Source organism: Kitasatospora cinereorecta (assembly GCF_024172095.1).
GTDB classification, from domain to species: domain Bacteria; phylum Actinomycetota; class Actinomycetes; order Streptomycetales; family Streptomycetaceae; genus Kitasatospora; species Kitasatospora cinereorecta.
Map to the genome: position 1 here is coordinate 1,070,080 of NZ_JAMZDX010000003.1, position 26,022 is coordinate 1,096,101.

The 26,022-nt window shown below is 72.1% G+C and carries 15 protein-coding genes; 10 read left to right on the forward strand and 5 right to left on the reverse strand.

What is annotated here, in order from left to right:
* Positions 1-92: 92 nt before the first annotated feature.
* The 6 genes from FHR36_RS18265 (at position 93) to FHR36_RS18290 (ending at position 15,766) form a co-directional block, all read left to right on the forward strand.
* A complete protein-coding gene (locus tag FHR36_RS18265) occupies positions 93-1,649 on the forward strand; it encodes an MFS transporter (protein ID WP_253798496.1) in 1,557 nt (518 codons plus the stop codon).
* Between the two features lie 156 nt (positions 1,650-1,805).
* Complete coding sequence (locus FHR36_RS18270) at positions 1,806-4,502, forward strand: PKD domain-containing protein (protein WP_253799409.1); 2,697 nt, start codon at positions 1,806-1,808, stop codon at positions 4,500-4,502.
* 35 nt (positions 4,503-4,537) lie between these two features.
* Entirely contained in the window at positions 4,538-7,255 is a 2,718-nt protein-coding gene (locus FHR36_RS18275; RefSeq protein WP_253798498.1) for a PKD domain-containing protein, read from the forward strand.
* 154 nt (positions 7,256-7,409) lie between these two features.
* On the forward strand, positions 7,410-10,127 hold the full coding sequence (locus tag FHR36_RS18280; protein ID WP_253798500.1) for a PKD domain-containing protein: 2,718 nt from the start codon (positions 7,410-7,412) through the stop codon (positions 10,125-10,127).
* Between the two features lie 185 nt (positions 10,128-10,312).
* Positions 10,313-13,006 (forward strand): PKD domain-containing protein, encoded by a 2,694-nt coding sequence (locus tag FHR36_RS18285; protein WP_253798503.1) that lies wholly within the window; start codon positions 10,313-10,315, stop codon positions 13,004-13,006.
* A 69-nt stretch (positions 13,007-13,075) separates the two neighbouring features.
* Positions 13,076-15,766, forward strand: coding sequence for a PKD domain-containing protein (locus FHR36_RS18290; protein WP_253798506.1), 2,691 nt, complete (start codon positions 13,076-13,078; stop codon positions 15,764-15,766).
* An 83-nt stretch (positions 15,767-15,849) separates the two neighbouring features.
* Here the strand turns inward: FHR36_RS18290 and FHR36_RS18295 are convergent, their stop codons facing one another.
* Positions 15,850-18,123 (reverse strand): M9 family metallopeptidase, encoded by a 2,274-nt coding sequence (locus FHR36_RS18295; protein WP_253798509.1) that lies wholly within the window; start codon positions 18,121-18,123, stop codon positions 15,850-15,852.
* Between the two features lie 155 nt (positions 18,124-18,278).
* Entirely contained in the window at positions 18,279-19,046 is a 768-nt protein-coding gene (map, locus tag FHR36_RS18300) for a type I methionyl aminopeptidase (RefSeq protein ID WP_253798512.1), read from the reverse strand.
* 62 nt (positions 19,047-19,108) lie between these two features.
* On the opposite strand from map, the gene FHR36_RS18305 reads away from it, so the two are divergent.
* Together FHR36_RS18305 and FHR36_RS18310 are read left to right on the forward strand one after the other, a co-directional pair.
* The gene (locus FHR36_RS18305; protein WP_253798515.1) at positions 19,109-19,411 is read left to right on the forward strand and encodes a helix-turn-helix domain-containing protein; all 303 of its coding nucleotides are present in this window, start codon (positions 19,109-19,111) and stop codon (positions 19,409-19,411) included.
* Positions 19,408-20,349, forward strand: a complete 942-nt coding sequence (locus FHR36_RS18310; RefSeq protein ID WP_253798517.1) for a 1-aminocyclopropane-1-carboxylate deaminase/D-cysteine desulfhydrase — start codon at positions 19,408-19,410, stop codon at positions 20,347-20,349. The genes FHR36_RS18305 and FHR36_RS18310 overlap by 4 nt, the downstream gene beginning before the upstream one ends.
* Before the next feature lie 25 nt (positions 20,350-20,374).
* Here the strand turns inward: FHR36_RS18310 and FHR36_RS39375 are convergent, their stop codons facing one another.
* Together FHR36_RS39375 and FHR36_RS18325 are read right to left on the reverse strand one after the other, a co-directional pair.
* Positions 20,375-21,916, reverse strand: coding sequence for an LCP family protein (locus tag FHR36_RS39375; RefSeq protein ID WP_301330280.1), 1,542 nt, complete (start codon positions 21,914-21,916; stop codon positions 20,375-20,377).
* A gap of 181 nt (positions 21,917-22,097) precedes the next feature.
* Positions 22,098-22,547: a MarR family winged helix-turn-helix transcriptional regulator gene (locus FHR36_RS18325; RefSeq protein WP_253798519.1), complete on the reverse strand. Its 450-nt coding sequence runs from the start codon at positions 22,545-22,547 to the stop codon at positions 22,098-22,100.
* A 93-nt stretch (positions 22,548-22,640) separates the two neighbouring features.
* Here FHR36_RS18325 and FHR36_RS18330 point away from each other — a divergent pair, with 93 nt between their 5' ends.
* Together FHR36_RS18330 and FHR36_RS18335 are read left to right on the forward strand one after the other, a co-directional pair.
* Complete coding sequence (locus FHR36_RS18330; protein WP_253798521.1) at positions 22,641-23,660, forward strand: NADP-dependent oxidoreductase; 1,020 nt, start codon at positions 22,641-22,643, stop codon at positions 23,658-23,660.
* Between the two features lie 356 nt (positions 23,661-24,016).
* Positions 24,017-24,511 (forward strand): DUF3145 domain-containing protein, encoded by a 495-nt coding sequence (locus FHR36_RS18335; RefSeq protein WP_253798522.1) that lies wholly within the window; start codon positions 24,017-24,019, stop codon positions 24,509-24,511.
* Between the two features lie 164 nt (positions 24,512-24,675).
* Here the strand turns inward: FHR36_RS18335 and fabF are convergent, their stop codons facing one another.
* Positions 24,676-25,941 (reverse strand): beta-ketoacyl-ACP synthase II, encoded by a 1,266-nt coding sequence (gene fabF, locus FHR36_RS18340; RefSeq protein WP_253798524.1) that lies wholly within the window; start codon positions 25,939-25,941, stop codon positions 24,676-24,678.
* Positions 25,942-26,022 lie beyond the last annotated feature (81 nt).

Consider the following 26,022-nt stretch of genomic DNA (forward strand, 5'->3'; position numbering starts at 1 on the left):
TGAATACCGCTTGCAATCTAACACCGTTAGGGGGATCCTGGGCTCGCCATTGCCCCTAACGGTGTTAGGGGCTCACGATCGGAGGGGTCCCCATGACGGGGTCGAGTGGGCGGCACAAGCGGCTCGCACTGGGGACGCTCTGCGTCACCATGTTCATGGCCATGCTGGACAACGTCATCGTCAACATCGCCATGCCGCGGATCGGACGGGACCTCTCCACCGGCATCAGCGGCCTGCAGTGGGTGGCCGAGGGCTACAGCCTGGTGTACGCGGCACTGCTGCTGACCGGCGGAGCGCTCGGCGACCGGTACGGCCGCACCCGGGTCTTCCGGCTCGGCCTCGCCCTGTTCACCGCCGGCTCCGCCGCCGCCGCGCTCGCCGACACGGTCGGCCTGCTGGTCGGCGCCCGGATGCTCCAGGGCGTCGGCGCGGCCCTGCTCACCCCGGGCAGCCTGGCCATCCTGCGGCACGTCTTCACCGACGAGCGCGAGCGCGCCCGCGCGATCGGCCTGTGGTCCGGCGTCTCGGCGCTCGGCCTGTCGATCGGACCGGTGATCGGCGGACCGATGGTCGACGCCTTCGGCTGGGCCAGCGTGTTCTGGATCAACGTCCCGGTCGGAGTGGTCGGCCTGGTCCTGGCGAGCCGGGTCCTGCCCGACCTCGCCCCGCGCGCCCGCCGGATCGACCTGGCCGGCCTGGCGCTGTCCGCCGCCGGACTCGGGGCGCTGGTCTACGGACTGATCGAGGGCCCCTCCCGGGGCTGGACCGACGCCCGCATCCTCGGCTGCGGCGCCGCCGCGGCGCTCCTGCTCACCGCCTTCGTCCTGCTCGAACTCCGCCTCGCCGAACCGATGCTGGAGCTCCGCCTGTTCCGCGACCGGGTGCTCTGCGGGGCGCTGCTGAGCGGCACGATGGTCAGCTTCGGCATGTTCGGCGCCCTGTTCTTCCTGCCGTTGATGCTGCAGGGCGTCCTCGCCTGGGCGCCCACCGACGCCGGGTACGCGGGCCTGCCGATGACCGCGATGATCGTCCTCGCCGCCCCGCTCTCCGGCCGGCTGACCGGCCGGTACGGGCCGCGGCTGCCGGTCGTGCTGGGCATCGCGCTCTGCGCGGCCGGCCTCGGCGGACTCTCGCTGTACGGCGGGCACGCGCACTACGTCCAGTACCTGTGGACGCTGTGCACCATGGGCCTCGGCATGGGGCTGACCTTCACCCCGGTCTCCATCGCCGTCCTCCAGCGGGTCTCCGCGGAACTGACCGGCATGGCCTCGGCCACCGTCAACACCGTGCGCGAACTCGGCGGCGTCCTCGGCATCGCCGTGCTCGGCGCGGTCCTCGCCAACCGGCTGACCAGCGCCCTCACCACCCGCTTCGACCGCCTCGGCATCCCGGCCGACCGGGCCGGCCACGCCGCCGACGCCTTCGTCGGCCACACCGGTGGCGGCGGGTCGGGGCCGGCGCTGCCTCCGCCGGTCCAGGCCGCCGTGGACGGGGCGTTCGTCGACGGGCTGCACCTCGCCCTGCGCTGCGGCTCGCTGGCGCTCGCCGTCACCGCTGTCCTGGTCGCCCTGCTGCTCGGCCGGGCCGGCCGCCCCGGCGACCCCACCCCGCAGCCCGCGGACCTCGCGGCGGAGCCGGCCGCCGCCTGACGGTGTCTCCGGGCGGCGAACCGCCGCCCGGAGGGGCGGTGTTCGAGCCCTGGTCGGACATTGCGGTACCAAGCGGAAACCGATTCGACTCCGGACGGTTCGTGGTGGGAGGCTTGGCCGATTTTCGATCATCGCTTCCACCGAGAGTTGAGTATCGTGCGCCTGCGCCAGTCCGCCGCGCTCACCGTTGCCGCGGTCACCAGCCTCCTCGCCCTCCCCGCTGCCGCGCCGTCGGCCGCGGCCGACACCACCACGCTGTACGTCAACAACAGGTCGGCGACGTGCACCGACATCGGCGCGGGGACGGAGGCCCAGCCGTACTGCACCATCTCGGCCGCCGCGAACGCGGTGCTGCCCGGACAGACCGTCCGGGTGGCCTCGGCCGGCAAGACCTACCGGGAGTCGGTGCACCTCACCCACTCGGGGACCCCGGAACAGCCGATCACCTTCGTCGGGGTGGCGCTTCCGCCCTATCCGCTGCCGTACCAGTTCCCCACGGTCATACCGGCGGTGGCGAGCGACAGCGCGCTGACGCTGGCGGGCGTGCACGATGTGGTGGTGCGCGGCTTCTCGTTCAACAACCCGCTCACCGCGGAGGCCGGCGCCGTTGTGACGGTCACCGACTCGGCCCGGGTCACTGTGGACCGCAGTTCGATCGGCAAGCCGACGGCGGGCATCGCGATCACCGGTGCGAGCGACCACGTGACGGTGAGTCGGGATCTGTTCTCGTCCTCGGGCGGCGTGACCGTCGGGGCGGGCGTGCACGACTCGCTGATCACCGCGAACGACTTCAACCGGACCAAGAGCGCCGCCGTGACCGTGACGGACGCCCCGGGGATCGCGGTCACCAACAACACGATCGCCTTCTCCTGCCGGGAGAGCGTGAAGATCGACGGTGCCTCGGCGGGCGCGCTGGTCGAGAACAACGTCATCACGGCCGACCACCCCGGCCAGTCCGGCACCTGCACCACCGCCGCCGACCGCGGGGAGACGGAGATCTCGGTCTCCACCGCGTCGACGGCGGGCTCGAAGGTGGATTACAACACCGTCCACCCGTGGGCCGACGCCTCGGCCTACACCTGGGCCGGCACCACCTACCCGACGGCCACCGCGTTCCACACCGCGACCGGACAGGCCGCGCACGACGCCGACCTCGACCTCGCGTTCACCACCCCGTTCTGGTTCGGAGGCAACGGCCTCCCGGCGTCGGCGGCCGCCGCGATCGACTCGGCCGACCCGACCGCACCCGGCGTGGACACCGACCGGATCGGGGTCAAGCCCGGGGACGACCCCGCAGTCGCCAACACCGCCCCGGGCGGCGGCGTCCGCGACCGCGGCGCGTACGAGCTCACCGGACAGGACTCGGTGGCCGTGGCCACGGCCGGAGCCGACGTCACCAGCGCGCAGGGGCCCGCACCCTTCACCGCCAAGCTCACGGCCGCGGCGGTCAACGACTGGGGGGTGGCCCAGGCCGACTACTTCTTCGACTTCGGCGACGGTAGCGAGCCGGTGCACTCACCCACGCCGACCGTCACCCACGTGTACGCGACGCCCGGTACCTACCAGGTGAACGTGCTCGCGACCGACGCACAGGGCGGCCGGGTCTACGGCCAGTCCGCCGGCCGCGTCGTGGTCAACCAGCCGGGTGAGCTGACCACCGACCTCACCGTCGGAGTGGACAGCGGGCTGATCCTGACGGTGGACCCGGCCGCCCGGTCCCCCTGGGTGATCGCGAAGGAGGACATCGACTTCGGCGACGGTACGCACCGGGCCTTCTCGGGCGCCGGCGCCACCTCGCACCAGTACAACGCGCCGGGCACCTACATCGTGACCGTCACCGTCACGGACGAGAGCGGGCGCACGGTCGTGAGCACGAAGACCGTCGAGGCCACCAACGCCTCCTACACGGCCGCACTGCAGCCCGGCGAGCGGGTCCAACTGCTCGGTGGGACGGCCGGCGGGCTGGAGTACAGCGGGGCCAACTACACCGGCAAGGTGTGGGCGCCGTTCCTCCCCGTTCCGCAGGGGGGCGCGTCGTTCGAGCCGAAGGACGTGATGTCGATGGCCTCCGCGACCACGGCTGATCAGTACCTGCGGGCGTTCGTGCTGGTGAACGGGAAGATCTACAGCGCGGAGCGGAACCTGGGTCCGGCGTCGGGTGGGGTGGCGCAGGGTCAGTGGCTGCCGTGGAAGGAGGTCTCGGGCACGGGGAGCCTCGCGGGGATCAGCCAGATCTCGGCGGCGTCGATCGGCAACAGCACCCACCTGGTGGCAGTGGCAGGCGGCCGGGTGTACGAGGCGTCCTCGGACCGGGCGACCGGGATGTGGAGCGCCTGGGGCGATGTCACCGCCGCGACCGGGATCCCGGCGGGGGTGACGAGCGTGGCGGCCGGTACGACCGGCAACGCGCTGCACATCGCGATCCTGGGCTCGGACGGTCACCTGCGGGTGGCGGACGGCGACTACACCAAGGGCCGCTGGAGCTACGGCGACGTGACCGCCGCCTACGGATCGCCGGCCTGGATGACCGCGGTCGCCGCGGCCCCGACGCCCGGCTCGCGGTTCCACGTGGTGGTGCTGGCGGGCGGCCGCGTCCACGAGACGACGGGTGACTACGCGCAGGGCTACTGGACCGGCTGGGGCGACATCTCCGCCGCCAGCGGCCTGAGCGGCATCAACGGGGTGGCGGCCGCGTCCACCGGCAACAGCCTCCGCCTGTTCACCCTCGACCGGTTCGGCATCGTCAGCAACATCAACGGTGACTACACCGCGGGCCAGTGGTCCGCGGCGGCCCAGGTACCCGGCAGCCCGGTGTTCGGACCGCAGTCTGTCATCGCTGCCGCCGGTCTCTGACCGACCCGGCCTTCATCTCACAGGGGGATCCCATCATGCGCCTGCGCCAGTCCGCCGCCCTCGTGGCGGCAGCGGCGACCACCGTCCTCGCCTTCCCCGCCGCCTCGTTCGCGGCGGGGGCCGAGGCGGCCACCACGCTGTACGTGAACGGCAGTTCGTCGGCCTGCTCGGACAGCGGCAGCGGGACGGCGGACCGGCCGTTCTGCCACATCTCGCCGGCGGCCGCCGCCGTGCTGCCCGGGCAGACGGTCCAGGTGGCGGCCACGGACGCCGGCTACCAGGAGAGCGTGCACATCACCCGGTCCGGCACCGCGGACCGGCCGATCACCTTCCTCGGCGTGCCGGTCGGCGAGCGGTCCGCGGACGGCCCGCCGTACATCTTCACCCCGGACGGGAGCCCGGCCGACTTCGTAATCACCGGTGTGCACGACGTGGTGATCCGGGGCTTCTCCAACGCCTACCACGTGCACCCGGCGCCGACGGTCACGGTCGCCGACTCCTCGCGGATCACCCTCGACCGCAACGCCTGGTACGACCAGGGCTCCGACGGTGTCCGCATCACCGGTGCCAGCGACCATGTGACGGTCAGCCGGAACCTGTTCGCGCGGACGGGCGGGATCAGCGTCGGGGCGGGGGTACACGACTCGCTGATCACCGGGAACGACTTCAACCGGACCAAGACCGCCGCCGTCACGGCCACCGACGCCCCCGGGCTCGCGGTGACCGGCAACACCATGGCCTTCTCCTGCATGGAGAGCGTGAGGATCGACGGCACGTCGCCCGGCGCGCTGATCGAGAACAACGTGATCACCGCCGACCACACCGGTGAGACCGGCCTGTACGCCAAGTGCTCCGCCACCTCCGCCGACCGCGGGGAGACGGAGATCTCGCTCTCCGCCCCCTCGACCACCGGCTCCAAGGTGGACTACAACACCGTCCACCCGTTTGCCGACGCCTCCGCCTACACCTGGGGCGGCACGGCGTACCGGAGCGCCGCCGCGTTCAACGCGGCGACCGGTCAGGCCGGGCACGACGTCGACCTCGACCTCGGCTTCGCCCCGTTCCAGAACTGGCCGTACGACCGGCTCACCGAGGCGGCCGCCGCAGCTGTCGACTCGGCGGACCCGACGGCGCCCGGCGCCGACACCGACCTGTTCGGCGTCCGGCCCGGCGACGACCCCAAGGTCGCCAACACCGCCCCGGGCGGGAGTGTCCGCGACCGGGGCGCCTACGAGCTGACCGGTCTGCGGTCCGTCTCGGTCGCGGTGGCCGGTGCAGACGTGCCGTCGGCGCAGGGGCCGGCGCCGTTCACCGTCAGGGCCACCGCGACCGCCGTCGACGACTGGGGCGTGGCCCAGGCCGACTACGCGTTCGACTTCGGTGACGGCAGCGGCACCGTCCACTCGACCGACCTCGCGGTCACCCACACCTACGCCACGCCCGGCACGTACGGGGTACAGGTGGTCGTCACCGACCCGCAGGGCGCCGTCGCCGCCACCACGACGGCGCAGCGCGTCGAGGTCAAGCAGCCCGGCGACCTCACCGTCGCCCCGGGCACCCAGGTCGGCAACTTCCTCACCGCCCTGGTCACGCCCACCGTCACCTCCCCGTACGTGGTCACCGGGATCGCGGTCGACTTCGGTGACGGCTTCAGCAGCAGCTCCCCGGTGGACGGCGTCTACAAGCACCAGTACAGCGCCCCGGGCAGCTACACCGTGACGGTCACCGCCACGGACGAGGGCGGCCGCACGACGGTCGGCAAGCAGACCCTGCAGGTCGACAACGCGGCGTATCTGGCGGCGTTGCAGCCGGGTCTGCGGGTGCAGGTGCTCGGTCAGACCTCGGACGGTCAGCTGCTGAACTCCGGTGCCAACTACTCGAACGGGACGTGGGCGCCGTTCCTGCCGGTCCGGGCGGGTGGCGTGTCGTTCGCGCCGAAGGACGTGTCGTCGATGGCGGCCGCGACCACGGCCGACCAGTACCTGCGCGCGTTCGCCCTGGTGAACGGGAAGATCTACAACGCGGACCGCAACCTCGGCCCGGCGTCCGGAGGTGTCGCGCAGGGTCAGTGGCTGCCGTGGAAGGAGGTCTCCGGCATGGGGAGCCTCTCCGGGATCACCCAGATCTCGGCGGCCTCGATCGGGAACAGCACGCACCTGGTGGCGGTGGCGAACGGCCGGGTCTATGAGTCCTCCGCCGACCGGACGAGCGGCACGTGGAGCGCCTGGGGCGATGTCACCGGTGTGACGGGGATTCCGGTCGGGGTGAAGAGCATTGCCGCGGGTACGACCGGCAATGCGCTGCACATCGCGATCCTGGGCTCGGACGGTCACCTGCGGGTGGCCGACGGCGACTACAACCGCGGTCGCTGGAGCTATGGCGATGTGACGGCGGCGTACGGTTCGCCGGCGGGCATGACCCAGGTCGCGGCCGCGTCGACCCCGGGCTCCCGCTTCCACGTGGTGGTGCTGGCGAACGGCCGGATCCACGAGACGACGGGCGACTACGCGCAGGGCTACTGGACCGGCTGGGGCGACATCTCCGCGGCCAGCGGGCTGAGCGGTCTCCAGCAGATCACCGCCGCCTCGACCGGCAACACCATTCGGATCTTCGGCAACGACGGCACCGGTTACCTCCGGTCCATCGACGGCGACTACACCGCCGGCCGCTGGTCCAGCTTCAGCACCGTCAACACCCCGATGGCGGCGGGCTCCACCGCGCCGCTGACCTCGGTCGTCGCCGCCGGTCTCTGATCCGTCGGCGGGGGCGGGGCTGCGGAGAAGTCGCAGCCCCGCCCCGGCGAAACGATCTTTCGGACATTGCCGGACCATCCGGGAAACCGGGTCGACGGTGCGGTTGTTCGACTGCCAAGCTGTGCCGGTTTCACCGCGGTTCCGCCTCGCTACCGTGTCGTCCTTCCTGGAGAACATCACCGTGCGCCTGCGCCAGTCCGCCGCGCTCACCGCAGCTGCGGCCACCGCCGTTCTCACCTTCCCCGCGGTCGCGACGGCGGAGACGGCCGACACCATCTACGTCGACAACACCGCCGTCAACTGCGCGGAGAACGGCAGCGGTACGGCCGCCCAGCCGTTCTGCTCGATCTCCGCCGCCGCCAACGCGGTGCTGCCCGGTCAGACCGTCCGGATCGCACCGGGCACCACGTACCGGGAGACGGTGACCTTCACCCGCTCCGGTACGCCGGACAAGCCGATCACCTTCCTCGGTCTGACGCCGGGCACGGGCACCTTCGTCCGGTCGGTCGTGAACACCAAGGGCACCTTCGTGCTGTCCAACGTGCACGACGTGGTGCTGCGGGGCTTCCAGCTGTACGGCTGGGCGGGCGCCACGCCGCCGGTGGTGTCGGTCGCGGATTCGTCCCGGGTCACCCTCGACCGGATCCGGTACGGCCTCACCGGGCCGACTGCCGTCCGGATCTCCGGGAGCAGCGACCATGTGACGGTGAGCCGGAACCTCTTCCCCCGCACGGGTGGCGTCAGCGTCGGTGCGGGAGTGCACGACTCGTTGATCACCGGCAACGACTTCAACCAGACCCTGTCCGCCGCCATCACGGCGACGGACGCCCCGGGGCTCGCGGTGACCGGCAACACCATCGCCTATTCCTGCATGGAGAGCGTGAAGGTCGACGGCGTCTCGCCCGGCGCACTGGTCGAGAACAACGTGATCACCGCCCAGCGCGGGAACCAGTCGCCGTCCTCGGCGTGCGCCACCACCGCCGCCAACCGCGGCGAGACGGAGATCTCCCTCTCGGCGGCCTCGACGGTCGGCTCGAAGGTGGACTACAACACGGTCCACCCGTGGGCGGACGCTTCGGCGTACACCTGGGGCAGCGCCTCGTACCCGAACGCGGCGGCCTTCAACGCGGCCACCGGACAGGCCGGGCACGACGCCGACCTCGACCTGCACCCCGGCGACGCCTACTACGGGGACGACCACCTGACCGCCGCGGCCACCGCGGCGATCGACTCGGCGGACCCGACCGCGCCCGGCGTCGACACCGATGTGCTCGGGATCAAGCCGGGTGACGACCCGAACGTGCCCAACACCGTGGCGGGCGGCATCCGGGACCGGGGTGCGTACGAGCTCACCGGCCAGCGGTCCGCCGTCGTCACGGCGACCAGTGACCTGTCGTCGCTGCAGGGCCCGGCGCCGTACACGGTCAAGGTCACCGCCAATGTCGTCAACGACTTCGGTACGGCGCAGGTCGGCTACCGGTTCGATTTTGGGGACGGCAGCGGCCTGGTCGACTCCACCGAGCCGACCGTCACCCACGTCTTCACGAAGCCCGGCACGTACTACCCGTCGGTGACCGCCACCGATGCGCAGGGGGCGCAGGTCGCCTCCAGCGGCAGCCAGGGGATCGTGGTCAAGGAGCCCGGCGACCTCACCGCCGACCTCGCGATCCAGGTCAACAACGACTTCCTCCAGATCGTGGCCACGCCCACCGTGTCCTCGCCGTACATGATCACCAAGCAGGACGTCGACTTCGGGGACGGCGCCCACGTGTCGTACCCGGCGGGCACCATCGCCAGCCACCAGTACAGCGTCCCCGGCACGTACCCCGTCACGCTCACCGCGGTCGACGAGGGCGGCCGCACCGTCGTGATCAAGAAGAATGTCGAGGTGGCCAACCCCAACTACCTGGCGGCGTTGCAGCCGGGCCAGCGGGTGCAACTGCTCGGCCAGTCCACCGACGGCGAGCTGCTGAACTCCGGTGCCAACTACACGAGCAAGGTGTGGGCGCCGTTCCTGCCGGTGCGGTCGGGTGGGGTGTCGTTCGCGGCGAAGGACGTGTCGTCGGTGGCGACCGCGACCACGGCGGATCAGTACCTGCGGGCGTTCGTGCTGGTGAACGGGAAGATCTACAACGCGGACCGGAACCTGGGTCCGGCGTCGGGTGGGGTGGCGCAGGGTCAGTGGCTGCCGTGGAAGGAGGTCTCCGGGATGGGGAGCCTCTCGGGGATCTCCCAGATCTCGGCGGCGTCGATCGGCAACAGCACGCACCTGGTCGCGGTGGCGAACGGTCGGGTCTACGAGTCCTCCGCCGACCGGACGAGCGGTACGTGGAGCGCCTGGGGCGACGTCACCGGTGTCACCGGGATTCCGGTCGGAGTGAAGAGCATCGCCGCCGGGACGACCGGCAACGCGCTGCACATCGCGATCCTGGGCTCGGACGGTCACCTGCGGGTGGCCGACGGCGACTACAACCGCGGTCGCTGGAGCTATGGCGATGTGACGGCGGCGTACGGTTCGCCGGCGGGCATGACGCAGGTCGCGGCCGCGTCGACCCCGGGTTCGCGGTTCCACGTGGTGGTGCTGGCGAACGGTCGGATCCACGAGACGACCGGTGACTACGCGCAGGGTTACTGGACCGGCTGGGGCGACATCTCCGCCGTCTCCGGGTTCGGGGGCCAGTACATGTACGGGCCCGTCGATCAGATCGCCGCCGCGTCCACCGGGAACACCATCCGGGTCTTCGGCCGTACCGAGTACGGTTCCGTGCTCGGCGTCAGCGGTGACTACACCGCAGGCCAGTGGAGCGGTACCTCCGTGGTGACCGAGATGATCGGCGGCCAGGTCCTGTTGCTCGCCGCAGCCGGTCTCTGACCCCTTCACCCGCCCCGGGCGAGCCGCGGAATCACCGCGGTCCCGCCCGGGGCGGTCGATCATTCGGACATTGCCGGACCATCCGGGAAACCGATTCGACGGCACGGTTGTTCGGGTGCCAAGCTGTGCCGGTTCATCGCCGTTCCGGCCCGCTGACCGGCGAACGACACTGGGGGTCCTTCACCGTGCGCCTGCGCCAGTCCGCCGCGCTCACCGCAGCTGCGGCCACCGCCGTTCTCGCTCTCCCCGCCGTCGCGACGGCGGAGCCGGCGGACACGATCTACGTCGACAACACCTCGACCGCCTGCGCGGACAACGGCAGCGGGACGGCGGCGCAGCCGTTCTGCTCCATCACGGCGGCAGCCAATGCGGTGCTGCCCGGTCAGACCGTCCGGGTCGCGCCGGGAACGTCGTACCGGGAGACGGTGACTGTCACCCGCTCCGGTACGCCGGACAAGCCGATCACCTTCCTCGGCCTCCCGTTGGGGAACGGGAGCGTGGTGCGTCCCGTGGGGACGGCCAAGAGCGCCTTCGTGCTGGCGAACGTCCACGACGTGGTGCTGGAGGGCTTCCGGGTCAGCAGTTCCAGCAGCTTCACCGGCGCTCCCGCGGTCACGGTGACGGACTCGTCGAGGGTTACCCTCGACCGGCTCATGTACACCAGCTCCGGCCCGGCCGCGGTCCGGATCGCCGGCGCCGGCGACCACGTCACGGTGAGCCGTTCCACCTTCTCCTTCACGGGCGGTGTGAGCATCGGCGCCGGGGTGCACGACTCGCTGATCACCACCAACGACTTCAACCGGACCACGACCGCCGCCATCACGGCCACGGACGCCCCGGGCCTCGCGGTGACGTACAACACCGTCGTCCTCCCGTGCGCGGAGGGCGTGAAGGTCGACGGTGCCTCGCCGGGCGCGCTGGTCGAGAACAACGTGATCAGCGCCGAGCACCGGGGCGATTCCAGCACGTCCTGCGTCAACTCGCCCGGGCGCCCGGTTCCGATGATCTCGCTCTCCGCAGCCTCGACCACCGGGTCGAAGGCGGACTACAACATCGCCCACCCCATCCCGCAGGGCCCGACCTACGCGTGGGCGGACGCCGTCTACCCGACCGCCGACGCGTTCACCCGGGCCACCGGGCAGGCCGCCCACGATGTCGATCTCGACCTCGCCCTCGGCAACGGCATCAGCACGCCGGACCGGCTGCCGAGCACCACGGCCGCGAACCCCGTCGTCGACTCGGCCGACCCGAGTGCGCCCGGGGTCGGCACCGATCTGCTCGGCGTCAAGCCGGCCGACGACCCGACCGCCCCCAACACCGCGCCCGGCGGCGGGGTCCGGGACCGCGGTGCGTACGAGCGGTTGTCCCAGAGCGCGGTGACCCTCGCCGCGACCGGCACGCAGGTGCCCAGCCCCCAGGGGCCGGTGCCGTTCACCGTCCAGGTCACCGCGAAGGCCGAGAACAACTGGGGCCTGGCCCAGACCGACTACACCTTCGACTTCGGCGACGGCACCGACCCGGTGCACTCGGCCACGCCGACCGCCACGCACGTCTACACCAAGGCCGGTATCTACTGGCCGACCGTCATCACGACCGATGCCCAGGGCGGCACGGCCTACGGAACCGCTGCCCAGCGGGTCGAGGTCCGGGATCCCGCCGACCTCACCGCCGACCTCTCCGTCCAGGACCAGGGCCGGCTGACGGCCCTCGTGACCCCCGCCGCCACCTCGCCGTACGCGGTCACCAAGTACGACATCGACTTCGGCGACGGCACCCGGGTTTCCTCCCCCGCGGGCAAGGGCGCCTCCCACCAGTACAGCGCCCCGGGCACCTACACGGTCACGGTCACCGCGACCGACGAGGGCGGCCGGACCGCCGTCGCCAAGAAGGCCGTCGAGCTGACCGACACCGCGTACGTGGCGTCGCTGCAGCCGGGCCAGCGGGTCCAGCTGCTGGCGCGGAGCGGGAGCAACCAGCTGCTGAACACCGGCGCGAACTACACGAACAAGGTGTGGGCGCCGTTCCTCCCCGTTCCGCAGGGCGGTGTGTCGTTCGCACCCAAGGACGTGTCCGCGATGGCCACCGCCACCACCGCCGACCAGTACCTGCGGGCGTTCGTGCTGGTGAACGGGAAGATCTACAACGCGGACCGGAACCTGGGTCCGGCGTCGGGCGGGGTGGCGCAGGGTCAGTGGCTGCCGTGGAAGGAGGTCGCGGGCACCGGGACGCTCGCGGGGATCACGCAGATCTCGGCGGCCTCGATCGGCAACAGCACGCACCTGGTGGCGGTGGCAGGCGGCCGGGTGTACGAGGCGTCCTCGGACCGGGCGACCGGGGTGTGGAGCGCCTGGGGCGATGTCACCGGTGTCACCGGGATCCCGGTCGGGGTGACCAGCGTGGCGGCCGGGACGACCGGGAACTCGCTGCACATCGCGATCCTGGGCTCGGACGGGCACCTGCGGGTGGCCGACGGTGACTACAACCGGGGCCGTTGGAGCTACGGCGACGTGACCGCCGCCTACGGTTGGCCGGCCGGGATGACGCAGGTCGCTGCGGCCTCGACGCCGGGCTCCCGCTTCCACGTGGTGGTGCTCGGGATCAACGGCCACGTCTACGAGACGACCGGTGACTACGCCGCCGGTTACTGGACCGGCTGGGGCGACATCTCCGACGCCATCGGGAGCGGGGCCTTCCAGCAGGTCGCCGCCGCCTCGACCGGCAACACCATCAGAATCTTCGGCCGCGCCTCCTCCGGCGCCGTCCTCACCGCCAGCGGCGACTACACCGCAGGCCAGTGGAGCGCCACCAGCACGGTGACCGACGCCGCCGCGGCCGGCGCCACCGACCGGATCGACTCGATCGCGGCCGCCGGGCTCTGACATCGACTTCGGTGGCGGGTTCCGGGGGGTTCCCGCCACCGCCCACTTCCACCCAGGAGAGTTCTCACCGTGCGTCTGCGCCAGTCCGCCGCGCTCATCGCGGCCGCCACCACCGTCCTCGCCTTCCCCGCCGCCGCGCATGCGTCGACGGTGGGCACCACCCTCTACGTCGACAAGGCGTCCAAGGCCTGCTCGGACGCCGGGACCGGAACCGCGGACCGGCCGTTCTGCTCCATCTCCGCCGCCGCGAACATCGTGCTCCCGGGCCAGACGGTCAAGGTGGCGGGTGGCGACTCCGTCTACCAGGAGAGCGTGCACCTGACCCACTCCGGTACGGCCGACCAGCCGATCACCTTCCTCGGCTCGACGCTGAGGAACCCCGACCTGCAGCCGATGCTGCACGCGCCGGACGGGAGCAACGGTGACTTCGACCTCGCCGGCGTCCACGACATCGTGATCCGCGGGTTCGCCAGCGAGGCCCGCGCCGGGTCGGCGACGCCGGGAGCCGCGGTGGCGAACTCCTCCCGGATCACCCTCGACGGGAACCTGTACGACGGCCCGAGCGGGCCGGGCGGCGTTCGGATCACCGGCACCAGCGACCACGTGACGGTGAGCCGGAACCTCTTCGTGTTCTCGGCGGGTGTGACGGTCGGCGCCGGGGTGCACGACTCGCTGATCACCGGGAACGACTTCAACGCGACCAAGTCCGCGGCGGTGAGCATCACGGACGCGCCCAGGATCGCGGTGACCGGCAACACCGTCGCCTTCTCCTGCGGCGAGAGCGTGAAGATCGACGGCGCCTCCGCGGGCGCGCTGGTCGAGAACAACGTGATCACCGCCCAGCACGACGGCAGCACCGGGAACTCGGGGTGCGAGACCACCTCCACCAACCGGGGCGAGACGGAGATCGCCGTCTCCGCCGACTCTGAGGCCGGCTCGAAGGTCGACTACAACACCGTCCACCCGTGGAAGGACGCCTCGGCCTACACCTGGGGTGGCACCTCGTACCCGACCGCCGCTGCGTTCAACGCGGCGACCGGTCAGGCCGGACACGACGTCGACCTCGATGCGGCCCTCGGCGCCGAGTCCTGGCCGTTCGACAAGCTGCCGGAGTCGGCGGCTGCGGCGATCGACTCGGCGGACCCGACGGCGCCCGGCGTGGACACCGACCTGGTGGGCGTCAAGCCGGGTGACGACCCGAAGGTCGCCAACGCGGCCGGCGGCATCCGGGACCGCGGCGCGTACGAGCTGACCGGCCAGCGGTCCGTCTCGGTCGCGGTGGCCGGTGCCGACGTGCCGTCGGCGCAGGGGCCGGCGCCGTTCACCGTCAAGGTGACCGCCAAGCCCGTGAACGACTGGGGCGTGGCGCAGGCCGACTACACCTTCAGCTTCAGCGACGGTGCCGTCGTCCACTCGGCCGACCCGACCGTCACCCATGTCTTCACCCAGCCCGGATCGCAGTGGGTGAGCGTTGCCGCGACCGATGCGCAGGGCGCGACGGTGTACTCCGACAGCGCGAAGGTCGATGTCCGCCAGCCGGCCGACCTCGCCGCGGACTTCATCTCCTCGGTCGACGCGTACCTGGGCGTCCAGGTGTCGCCGACCCAGTCGTCGCCGTACGTGATCACCAAGCAGGACGTCGACTTCGGTGACGGCGTGCACTCGACCGAGCCGGTGGGCCAGGTGCACAAGCACCAGTACAGCGCCCCGGGCGCCTACACGGTCACCATGACCACGACGGACGAGACCGGTCACTCGGTCGTCACCACGAAGACGGTGCAGGTCGACAGCGCGGCGTATCTGGCGGCGTTGCAGCCGGGTCTGCGGGTGCAGGTGCTCGGTCAGACCTCGGACGGTCAGCTGTTGAACTCCGGTGCCAACTATTCGAACGGGACGTGGGCGCCGTTCCTGCCGGTCCGGGCGGGTGGGGTGTCGTTCGCGCCGAAGGACGTGGCGTCGATGGCGGCCGCGACCACGGCCGACCAGTACCTGCGGGCGTTCGCGCTGGTGAACGGGAAGATCTACAACGCGGACCGCAACCTCGGCCCGGCGTCGGGTGGGGTGGCGCAGGGTCAGTGGCTGCCGTGGAAGGAGGTTTCCGGGATGGGGAGCCTCTCGGGGATCTCCCAGATCTCGGCGGCGTCGATCGGGAACAGCACGCACCTGGTGGCGGTGGCGAACGGCCGGGTCTATGAGTCCTCCGCGGACCGGACGAGCGGTACGTGGAGCGCGTGGGGCGACGTCACGGGTGTCACCGGGATTCCGGTCGGGGTGAAGAGCATCGCGGCGGGTACGACCGGCAATGCGCTGCATATCGCGATTCTGGGCTCGGACGGTCACCTGCGGGTGGCGGACGGCGACTACAACCGCGGTCGCTGGAGCTACGGCGATGTGACGGCGGCGTACGGTTCGCCGGCGGGCATGACGCAGGTCGCGGCAGCCTCCACGCCGGGTTCGCGGTTCCACGTGGTGGTGCTGGCGGGCGGTCGGATCCACGAGACGACGGGTGACTACGCGCAGGGCTACTGGACCGGGTGGGGCGACATCTCCGCGGCCAGCGGGCTGAGCGGTCTCCAGCAGATCACCGCCGCCTCGACGGGCAACACCATTCGGATCTTCGGCAACGACGGCACCGGGTACGTCCGGTCCATCGACGGCGACTACACCGCCGGCCGCTGGTCCAGCTTCACCACCGTCAACACCCGGTCGGCCGCGGGTGACACGGCGCCGATCACCACGATCATCGCCGCCGGCCTCTGACCGACAGCACGTCCCCGGCACGCGCCGCAGGCCCCGCGATTCACTCGCGGGGCCTGCGGCGTTCCCGGTCGGTACGGGGTGGGTCAGTACTGGGTGGTGACGGTGACCCCGGAGAAGCCCTGCTGGGCGTAGAGGCTGAAGTACACCCAGCCGGCGGGCGGGTTGTCGACGGTCAGGGTCTCGCCGTTGCCGCTCGTGGTGGACCTGGCCTGGTACGAGCCGGTGGTGGCCCAGCCGGTGCCGTTGTAGTAGAGGTCGGCGTTGCCGGTGCCGCCGCTGGTGGTGACGGTGAGCCGGCTGACCCCGGCCGGCAGGTACAGGAAGTTGTAGGAGTAGTTGCCGGTGGTGGCGGCGACGTCGTCGCGGCGGCAGTCGCGGTCGTACTGCCGGGTGTCCTGGTTGGTGCAGAGCGGGGCCTGCACCGGCGGCAGGGAGCCGCAGTCGCCGGCGCCGCAGGCGGTCAGGAAGGCGGCGAACCCGGCGTCGTACGAGGTGCCGAGGGAGGTGATGACGGCGCGCCCGCCGGCCCAGTCGCCGACCCGGTAGTGGGCGAGCATGGCGGCGACGTCCTGCGGGTGCGACTGGAGCATGTAGCGGACGGCCAGGTAGCCCCAGTTGTAGATGCGGGTCTGGTCGGCGTTGTCGTAGGTGGTGTCGAAGAGGGTGGACAGCGTGTAGGTGTGCTGGGCGGCCTGGGCGATGGCGTCGTCGTAGCGGACGTCGCGGTAGGTGTAGGAGACGTACTCGGCGAGGCCCTCGATCCACCAGACGTTGGGGACGGTCTGCCCGGCGTCGAAGTCGCCGTACATGTCGAACCGGCCGTCGAGGTAGTGGGTGTACTCGTGGTTGAGGTTCCAGATCTGGAACGCGGGGCGCAGCCACTCGGCCTCGTGGGCGATGAAGCGGGCCTGGTTGCCGGCCTTGTTCGGGTCGCCCTCCAGGTACATGCCGCCGTTGTCGACCGAGATGTCGTACATCGACCAGGCGTAGAGCCGGTAGTCGTACGAGGAGTCGAAGACGACGACCTCGAGGGCGGTGTTGAGGTCGCCGGCGACCGGGCCGCCGTCCTTCACCAGGCGGTGGAAGAGGGTGTCCTCGTTGGCCAGGCTGGTGCAGGTGTCGGCCAGTTCGGTGCCGGTCATGGCCTGGGCGCGGATGCGCAGGGTGGGGCTGCAGGTGTGGTCGACGGTCAGGACCAGCGGGACCAGCCGGGTGGGCAGGTCGCACAGGCCGTAGTAGGCGCAGTTGCCGGTGTCCTTGTTGGCGGTGAACCAGGCGAGGTTCATGGTGAGCGGGCCGGTCGGGCCGACCAGCGGGAAGCGGTTGACCAGGTCCTTGACCAGCGGGCGGGCCTGGGCCTGGAGTTCGGGGTGGCTCAGCAGCGAGCCGACGTCGATGCCGAGCGAGGTGGCGAGGTCGCCGCCGGTGAGCATCGCGGCGTTGCGGGTGACGAAGGAGGCCATCGCGCCGGCGAAGGACGGGTCGGCCTGCAATGTGGCGACGAAGGCGGGGGTGTCGAGGCCGTTCTCGATCACGAGTTGGGTGTTGGCGACGGCCTGCCACATCGAGCCGGTCCAGGCGGTGGTCCAGCGGTTGAGCAGGTCGGCGACCGGGCCGGTGTAGCGGGCGTTCTCCTGGGCGCTGTCGATCAGGGTGACGGCCTCGGCGAGGGTCTGGCCGTTGGCCTCGGTGACGTCCCGGGTGTGCGGGGCGGCCCAGAAGCCGTCCAGCGCGCCGCGGATCGAGGTCTGCAGGGCGGTGCCGTACGGACCGACCAGGTCCTGGTTGTACCACTGGACGTAGTAGCCGGCCCGCAGGAAGAGCACCAGCTGGTGGGTCGAGCCGGCGTCGGTGCCGTCGTAGTGTGCCGAGGCGTCGCGCAGGGCGTCGGCGACGGTGACCATCTGCGGCTCGCGGAAGGTGTCCCGGGCGGCGCTCCCGGTGAGCTGGTAGAGCTGGTCGACGCAGTCGGTGGAGGCGGCGGCGACGGCCTGGACCAGGGCGGTGCCGGTGCGGCTGCCGAAGGAGGCGGGGTCGCAGGCGGCGGCCTGGGCGGCGGCCTCGGCGGTGGAGCCGAGCCGCTTGGCCGGCTTGGCGGCGGTCGGCCGGGTGGTGTTCTGCGGGGCGGTGTTCTGCGGGGCGGACCTGGTGCGCGGGACGGCCTGGCCGGGGGTGGGCCGGGCGTCCGCGGGCTGGTCCGGGGACTTGGGCAGGGGCACCGCGTGCCGGGTGGTGGGCGTGGTCGGCGCCTTGGGGGAGGGCTTGGCGGGTGCGGGGGCGGCGACGGCCGTGCTCTGCGGGGCGAAGAACCCGAGGGTGAGCACGAGCGCGAAGGCGAGCGCGAGGAGACGGCCCAAGTGGGCCGTGGGTATCCGGAAGTGACGCACGGTGGGGGGCTCCGGGCGGGTCGTGGCCGCGGGTGGGGGTGCGGCCGTCTAATGTGTGACATGTAAAATGGCACAGGTGGGGCCGGAGGGGAAGAGGGTTGACGTAAGAGCCCCCTGGCGGGAGCTCAGGGCAGGGTGAGGATGCGGGGGCCGTCCTCGGTGACGGCGATGGTGTGCTCGAAGTGGGCGGCCCGGCTGCCGTCGGCCGTGCGCAGGGTCCATCCGTCGGGATCGGTGACATAGGCGTCGCGTCCCCCGGCCATGAGCATGGGTTCGATGGCGAGGGCGAGGCCGTGGCGCAGGGGGTAACCGCGGCCGGGCCGTCCGCGGTTGGGGACGTGTGGGTCCTCGTGCATCCGGCGGCCGATGCCGTGGCCGCCGAAGTCGGACGGCATGCCGCAGGCGGCCCTGCGGGCGACGGCGCCGATGGCGTGGGAGATGTCGCCGATCCGGCGGCCGACGGTGGCCGCGGCGATGCCGGCCTCCAGGGCCTGCCGGGTGGCGGTGATGAGTGCGAGGTCGGCGGGGCGGGGGGCGCCGACGGTGAAGCTGATCGCGGCGTCGCCGGTCCAGCCGTCGAGTTCGGCCCCGCAGTCGACGGAGACCAGGTCGCCGTCGCGCAGCCGGGAGTCGTCGGGGATGCCGTGCGAGACGGCGTCGTTGACGGACACGCAGATCGCGGCGGGGAAGGGCGTGGGCGCGAAGGAGGGGCGGTAGCCGAGGAACGGGGAGCGTGCCCCGGCCTCGGCGAGGACGCTGCGCGCGGCGTCGTCGAGCTCGCGCAGGCGGACTCCCGCGGCCGCCGCCGCGCGGGCGGCCGCGAGGGCGCGCGCCACCACGCGTCCGGCCTCCCGCATCGCCTCCAGTGCCGTGTCGGACTTGATCTCCACCATGGATGCGGCTCCCCTGTCGCGTGATGCCGCCCAATACTTATACCGGTATTAGTATCACGGGTATGGTGCGAGTTCCTTTGACCCCGGAAGAGCGGCAGCGCGGTGAGCGCTTCGGGATCCTGCTCCGGCAGGCCCGCGGCGACCGCAGCATGGTCGAGGTGGCGGCGGCCGCCGGGGTGTCCGCCGAGACCCTCCGCAAGATCGAGACCGGCCGTGCCCCGACCCCGGCCTTCTTCACCGTGGCGGCCCTGGCCCATGCCCTCGGCCTCTCGCTCGACGAGCTGGCCGCCGCCTGCGCGGAAGGTGCGGACGGCGCGGACGGTGCGGAGCACAGCGGGGGCGGCGAGCAGGCGATGTCGGCGTGACGGTCCCTGCGGAGCCCCGGGCGTCCACCGCCCGGGGCGGGCGGACGCTCGCCCCCGCCGCCCTGCCCACCCCGCTCACCCCGGTCGCGGATCCGCTGCTGGCCGCCGCCGGGGTCGAACTGCGGCTGAAGCGGGACGACCTGGCGCACCCGACCGTCCCCGGCAACAAGTGGCGCAAGCTGGCGCCCAACCTGGAGCGGGCGGTGGCCGAGGGCTGCCGAGGGCTGCTGACCTACGGCGGGGCGTACTCCACCCACCTCCGCGCCACGGCCGCCGCCGCGCGGGCGCTCGGCCTGGCGTCGGTCGGCGTGGTCCGCGGCGAGGAGCTGGCCGCCGCGCCGCGCAACTGGTCGCTGCGGGCGGCCGAGGCGGCGGGGATGGTGCTGGAGTTCGTGCCGCGCGCGGCCTACCGCGCACTGGCCTCGGGCGCGGGCGAGGACCGCCCGGGCTACCTGGTGCTGCCGGAGGGCGGCTCCAATGCGCTCGCGGTGCGCGGCGCCGCCGAGATCGCGGCCGAGCTGCCCGACCTCGGCGGACGCGACCTGGTCTGCTGCCCGGTCGGCACCGGCGGCACCCTGGCCGGGATCGCGGCCGGTCTGCCGCCGGGCGCGCGGGCGCTCGGGGTGGCGGTGCTCAAGGGGGCCGGCGGCTATCTGGAGGGCGAGGTGGCCGCGCTCCACCGGGCCGCGTACGGGCGGGAGTTCGGCAACTGGCAGATCCACCACGGGCACCACTGCGGCGGGTACGGGCGGGTCCCGGCCGGGCTGGAGGAGTTCGCCGCCGCCTTCGAGCGACGCCACGGCGTACCGGTGGAACGCCGGTACGTGGCCAAGACGCTGCAGGCGGTGTACGACCTCGCCGCGGCGGGGCAGCTGCCGCCGGGGACGCGGGCGACCGTGGTGGTCACCGGCGTCCCCGATCCGGTCGGGCCGGGATGAGCCCGGCTCGCGGCGAGCGGGCCGGTCAGCCGAAGCTGAGGTCGGAGCAGAGGTCGCTGTCGGCCGGGCGGGTGTTCTCGCTGATGCCGGTGGGGATCGATGACGGCAGGGCGGTGGAGCCGGGAGTGGCACCGGTGCCGTCGGTGGGATCGGCGGTGTCGGCCGGGGCGCGGTCCTGGCCCAGGGTGAGGACCAGGCCGTCGGCGCTCGCCTCCGGCTGGAGCTCCGCGCCGGGGTAGAGCTGGGCGAGCTGCTCGGCGGCGGTCTGCCGGCCGGGGCCGTACTCGATCAGGGTGGTCCGCCGGGGGGTGGTGTTGGGGCCGACGGTGATGTCGGTGTACCCCTTGGCCCGCAGGGTCGAGCCGACCTTCCCGGCCAGGCCGGGGGACTTGGCGGCGTTGTGCACGGTGATCGGCACGTCCAGGGCGGCCGGGGCCGAGGTGGCGGCGGACGGCGAGCCGGTGGACGGCGAGGCGGTGGACGATGTCGAGGACGACGGGGAGCCCGGGGCGCCGGTCTGGCCGGCGGTGGTCTGGCCGTCCAGGGTGCGGTCCTGCCGGAGCAGGTTCCACAGGGTGTTGGCGTCCGGCTGGACCAGGGCGACCCGCTCGCCCTGGTAGCGCCAGGGCACGGTGACGAACTTGATGTCGCCGAGCTTGATGTCCTGGAGCGACTGGGCGAAGTCGGCGAGCTTCATCGCGGAGCCGAGTTCGGGGTCGACGGTGAGCGACTTGGTGGCGGCGTCCGCGAGCGGGAATATCGTCGTCGGGTTGAAGCCCTCGCCCTGCACCTTGCGGATCAGGGAGGAGAGGAAGGCCTGCTGCCGCTTCATCCGGCCGATGTCCGAGCCGTCGCCGAAGCCGTGCCGGGCCCGGACGTAGTCCAGGGCCTGCTGCCCCTGCAGGGTCTGGCGGCCCTTGGTGAGGTGGATGCCGAACGAGTCGACGTCGTTGGGGACGCAGACGTCGACGCCGTGCACCGCGTCGGTCATCGCGGCGAAGCCCTTGAAGTCGACCACGATGGTGTGGTCCACCCGCAGCCCGGTCATCGCCTCGACGGTGTTCTGGGTGCAGGCGGGGTTGCCCTGCTTGTACTCGCCGATGGTGAAGGCGGAGTTGAACATCTGGTTGGTCTTGGTGGTCGTCCACCGCCCGTCCGGGAGCCGGCAGGCGGGGATGGTGACCAGGGTGTCGCGGGGTATGGACACACCGACGGCGTGCTTGTGGTCGGCGTAGACGTGCAGCAGGATCGCGGTGTCGGAGTGACCGACGCCCTCGTCGCCGCCGCCGAGGCTGCTGTTGCCGTCCTCACGGGTGTCCGAACCGAGCAGCAGGACGTTGACGGCCCGGCCGCCGCCCGAGACGGTGGGGGCCGCCGGCGGCCGGCTGGTGGCGATGCCGTCGGCGGAGAAGGTGGTGATGTTGTGGTCGAGGCGCTGGTAGAACCAGGCGCCGACACCCGCGGTGGCCAGCACCAGGACGGCGGCGGTGGCGCCCGCCCCCCGGGCGAGTCGGGAGCGCCGGGCCGTGGCGGCACCCTCGGCTGGGCGGGACTTGGCGTCGGTCATCGGTGAGTGCTCTCTCTACGGCCGCGCGAGGGGCGGCCTGCGGGCGGGCATACGTCACACCCGCCGCACTGCGAGTGGGACCCTCTCACCACATAGACGGTGCGGCGGCCCGATCGGTTACACGCAAACCATTCTCGCGGACGGCTGTGACAGAGCTGTCGCCGGGCCCGCGGACGGTGCCTCAGGACGCGGGGGGCTGGGCGCCCTCGAGCATGCGGCGCAGCAGGTCGCGCAGCTGGGCGCGCTCCTCGTCGTCGAGAGCGGCGAGCGGCTCGCGGGCGAAGTTGAGCGACTCGCGCAGTTCCTCGGACGCGCTCATGCCGGAGCCGGTGGCGGCGACCAGCTTGACCCGGCGGTCGTGCGGGTCGGCGTCGCGGGTGACGAACCCGCGGGTCTCCAGGCGGTCGACGATGCCGGTGATGTTGGACGGCTCGCACGCCAGGGTCTGGGCGATGTGCCGCATCGGCATCGGGCCGCGCCGGAGCAGGCCGAGCACCTTGGCCTGGGCGCCGGTGAGCGAGCGGGCGGCGGCGGCCTCCTCGTACTCGCGGTGGAAGAGCGCGACCAGGCTCGCCATGAGGTCCACGACCTCGCGGGTGATCGCGTCGGCGGGCGTCGGCTGGGTCTCCATGGCTTCGATTCTACCTGAACATTTGACAACCTGAACCTTTCACTCGCAGGATTGCTTGAGAAGGTCAACGTTTTAGGTCGAGGAGCAATACCCATGGCAGAGCAGAGCGTGCCCACCACCGGCCGCGAGTGGCACCTGGCCGCCCGCCCCCAGGGCTGGCCGACCCCCGCCGACTTCGCCCTCGTCGAGGCGCCCGTCCGGCAGCCCGGCGCCGGCCAGATCCTGGTGCGCAACGCCTACCTCTCGGTCGACCCGTACATGCGCGGCCGGATGAACGACGTGAAGTCCTACGTCCCGCCGTTCGCCCTCGGCGAGGCCATGGACGGCGGCGCGGTCGGCTACGTGGTCGCCTCGCAGGCCGAGGGCTTCGAGGTCGGCGACGCCGTCCTGCACGGCCTCGGCTGGCGCGAGTACGCCACCCTCGACGCCGCCCGCGCGGTCAAGGTCGACCCGCAGCTCGCGCCGCTCTCCGCCTACCTGGGTGTGCTCGGCATGACCGGCCTCACCGCCTACGCCGGCCTGCTGGCCGTCGGCTCGCTCCAGGAGGGCGACACCGTCTTCGTCTCCGGCGCGGCCGGCGCCGTCGGCTCGCTGGTCGGCCAGATCGCCCGGCTCAAGGGCGCCAAGCGGGTGATCGGCTCGGCCGGCTCCGCCGCCAAGGCCGCCAAGCTGGTCGACGAGTACGGCTTCGACGCCGCCTTCAACTACAAGGACGGCGCCGTCCGCGACCTGCTCGCCGAGGCCGCCCCCGACGGCATCGACGTCTACTTCGACAACGTCGGCGGCGACCACCTGGAGGCCGCCATCGGCGCCCTCAACCTCCGCGGCCGGGCCGTGCTGTGCGGCGCCATCGCCCAGTACAACGACATCACCCCGCCGGCCGGACCGCACAACCTGGCCCTCGCCATCGGCAAGCGGCTCCGCCTGGAGGGCATGCTCGTCGGCGACCACTACGGACTGCAGCCGCAGTTCCTCGCCGACATGGCGGGCTGGCTGGGCAGCGGCGAGCTGCGCTCCGCCGAGACCGTGGTCGAGGGCTTCGAGCACTCGGTCGACGCCTTCATCGGCATGCTGCGCGGCGACAACACCGGCAAGATGGTCGTCAAGCTCTGAGAAGGCAGTCCTGACGGCACGTCACCCACCGCCCCCGACCGGGTCCGATCCCGGCGGGGGTGGTGTGTGTACGGGCGCTCCCGGAGGGCCGCTCGTGGCATCCGACGTGGTGTCACACCCCGTCCTGCCAGCGGTATTGGCGTCGGATAGGTCCGTTCGGGGGAGAGATCCCGGCCGAGGGTAGACCTCCCGGAGGATCCGGCTACGATGGGGTGAAAGCTTGTCCGTTTTGCTCAATTTGATGACCTAATGTCGAATAAGTTGAGCTTCACGGGGTAGCCAGTGGTCACAACCTACCGGCGACGTGCACGAGGCAGCTGGGGAAGGCGACCCTCGTCCACAGCCTGGAGGTCCCGGTGACGACACGTGGTGTCCTGTACATCCACTCCGCGCCCCGCGCGTTGTGCCCGCACGTCGAGTGGGCGGTCGCGGGGGTTCTCGGCGTGCGGGTCAGCCTCGACTGGATCCGCCAGCCCGCCGCGCCCGGCCACTGGCGCGCCGAGCTCTCCTGGCAGGGCGAGCCCGGCACCGCCTCGCGCCTCGCCTCCGCCCTGCGCGGCTGGCAACTGATGCGGTACGAGGTCACCAGCGAGCCCTGCGCCACCGCAGAGGGCGAGCGCTACAGTTCCACGCCCGGCCTCGGCATCTTCCACGCCGTCACCGGCATCCACGGCGACATCCTCATCCCCGAGGACCGGCTGCGGGCCGTCGTGCTACGGGCTCGCAACGAGGGCACCGACCTGGAGGCCGAGATCGCCCGGCTGCTCGGCAAGCCGTGGGACGACGAGCTGGAGCCTTTCCGCTACGCGGGCGAGGGTGCGCCGGTGCGGTGGCTCCACCAGGTCGTCTGAGACCTTTTCCCACGGGGCTCGAGAACCACAGACAGGGGCTCGGGGAACTGCGAGGCCCGCCCCGGGGTCGGCGCACCTCGCTGGTGTCGCCCACCCCGGGGTCGGCCTCGCGGTTCCCCGAGCCCCTGATGTGGTTGCTCGCGGTTTTCCGAGCCCCTGAAGCGTCAGACCGTACGGAAGGCCAGGACCACGTTGTGGCCGCCGAAGCCGAACGAGTTGTTCAGCGCGGCGATGCGGCCCTCGGGCAGCGTGCGGGGCTCACCGGTGACGATGTCGGCGTCGATGTCGTCGTCGAGGTCGTCCACGTTGATGGTCGGCGGGGCGAGGCGGTTGTACAGCGCGAGGACGGTGGCGACCGTCTCGATGCCTCCGGCGCCGCCGAGCAGGTGGCCGGTCATCGACTTGGTGGCGGAGATCGCGACGTGGTCCAGGTGCTCGCCGAGCTCCTTGCGCAGCGCCTTGACCTCGGCGGTGTCGCCCTGCGGGGTCGAGGTGGCGTGCGCGTTGACGTGCACGACCTCGGCCTTGTCCAGCTCGTTGTGGGCGAACAGGTCGGCGATGGCGCGGGCCACGCCGGCGCCGGTCGGCTCCGGCTGGGCGATGTGGTGGGCGTCGGAGGACAGGCCCTGGCCGACGGCCTCGCAGTACACGCGGGCGCCGCGGGCGGCGGCGTGCTCGGCGGACTCCAGCACGACCACGCCGGCGCCCTCGCCCAGCACGAAGCCGTCGCGGTTCTTGTCGTACGGGCGCGAGGCGTGCTGCGGCGCGTCGTTGTTCTTGGACATCGCCATCATGTTGGAGAAGGCGACGATCGGCAGCGGGTGGATCGCCGCCTCGGTGCCGCCGGCGACGACCACGTCGGCGCGGCCGGAGCGGATCATCTCGATCGCGTAGCCGATCGCCTCGGCGCCGGAGGCGCAGGCGGAGACGGGGGTGTGCACGCCGGCGCGCGCGCCGACCTCCAGGCCGACGTTGGCGGCCGGGGAGTTGGGCATCAGCATCGGCACGGTGTGCGGGGAGACCTTGCGGACGCCCTGCTCCTTGAGCACGTCGTACTGGTCGAGCAGGGTGGTGACGCCGCCGATGCCGGAGGCGATCACGGCGCCCAGGCGGGTCGGGTCGAGCTTGGAGGAGTCGTCGGTGGCCGGCGTCTCGTAGCCGGCGTCGGCCCAGGCCTCGCGGGCGGCGATCAGCGCGAACTGCGCCGAGCGGTCCAGCTTGCGGGCCAGCGGGCGGGGCAGGATCTCGCCCGGCTCGACGGCGGTGCGCGCGGCGATCCGGACCGGCAGGTCGGTCGCCCATTCCTCGGTCAGCGCTGCCACCCCGGAACGGCCCTCGATCAGGCCCTGCCAGAACGAGGCGGCGTCGCCGCCCAGCGGCGTGAAGGCGCCGATACCCGTGACGACCACGGTGCGGTTTTCAGCGGTCACTGGTTTCTTCTTCTCTCACGTGTTGCAGGGGGTGGCGGGGGCGCCGAGGACGGCGGGGTGGTGAGGGGCCCGGTCGGGACG

What these genes read in the sequence shown, in the direction of transcription:
- FHR36_RS18265 (WP_253798496.1), top strand. Translation starts at nt 93, where the DNA reads ATGACGGGGTCGAGTGGGCGGCACAAGCGGCTCGCACTGGGGACGCTC.
- FHR36_RS18275 (WP_253798498.1), top strand. Translation starts at nt 4,538, where the DNA reads ATGCGCCTGCGCCAGTCCGCCGCCCTCGTGGCGGCAGCGGCGACCACC.
- map (WP_253798512.1), bottom strand. Translation starts at nt 19,046, where the DNA reads ATGGTGGAGATCAAGTCCGACACGGCACTGGAGGCGATGCGGGAGGCC.
- FHR36_RS18305 (WP_253798515.1), top strand. Translation starts at nt 19,109, where the DNA reads ATGGTGCGAGTTCCTTTGACCCCGGAAGAGCGGCAGCGCGGTGAGCGC.
- FHR36_RS39375 (WP_301330280.1), bottom strand. Translation starts at nt 21,916, where the DNA reads ATGACCGACGCCAAGTCCCGCCCAGCCGAGGGTGCCGCCACGGCCCGG.
- FHR36_RS18325 (WP_253798519.1), bottom strand. Translation starts at nt 22,547, where the DNA reads ATGGAGACCCAGCCGACGCCCGCCGACGCGATCACCCGCGAGGTCGTG.
- FHR36_RS18330 (WP_253798521.1), top strand. Translation starts at nt 22,641, where the DNA reads ATGGCAGAGCAGAGCGTGCCCACCACCGGCCGCGAGTGGCACCTGGCC.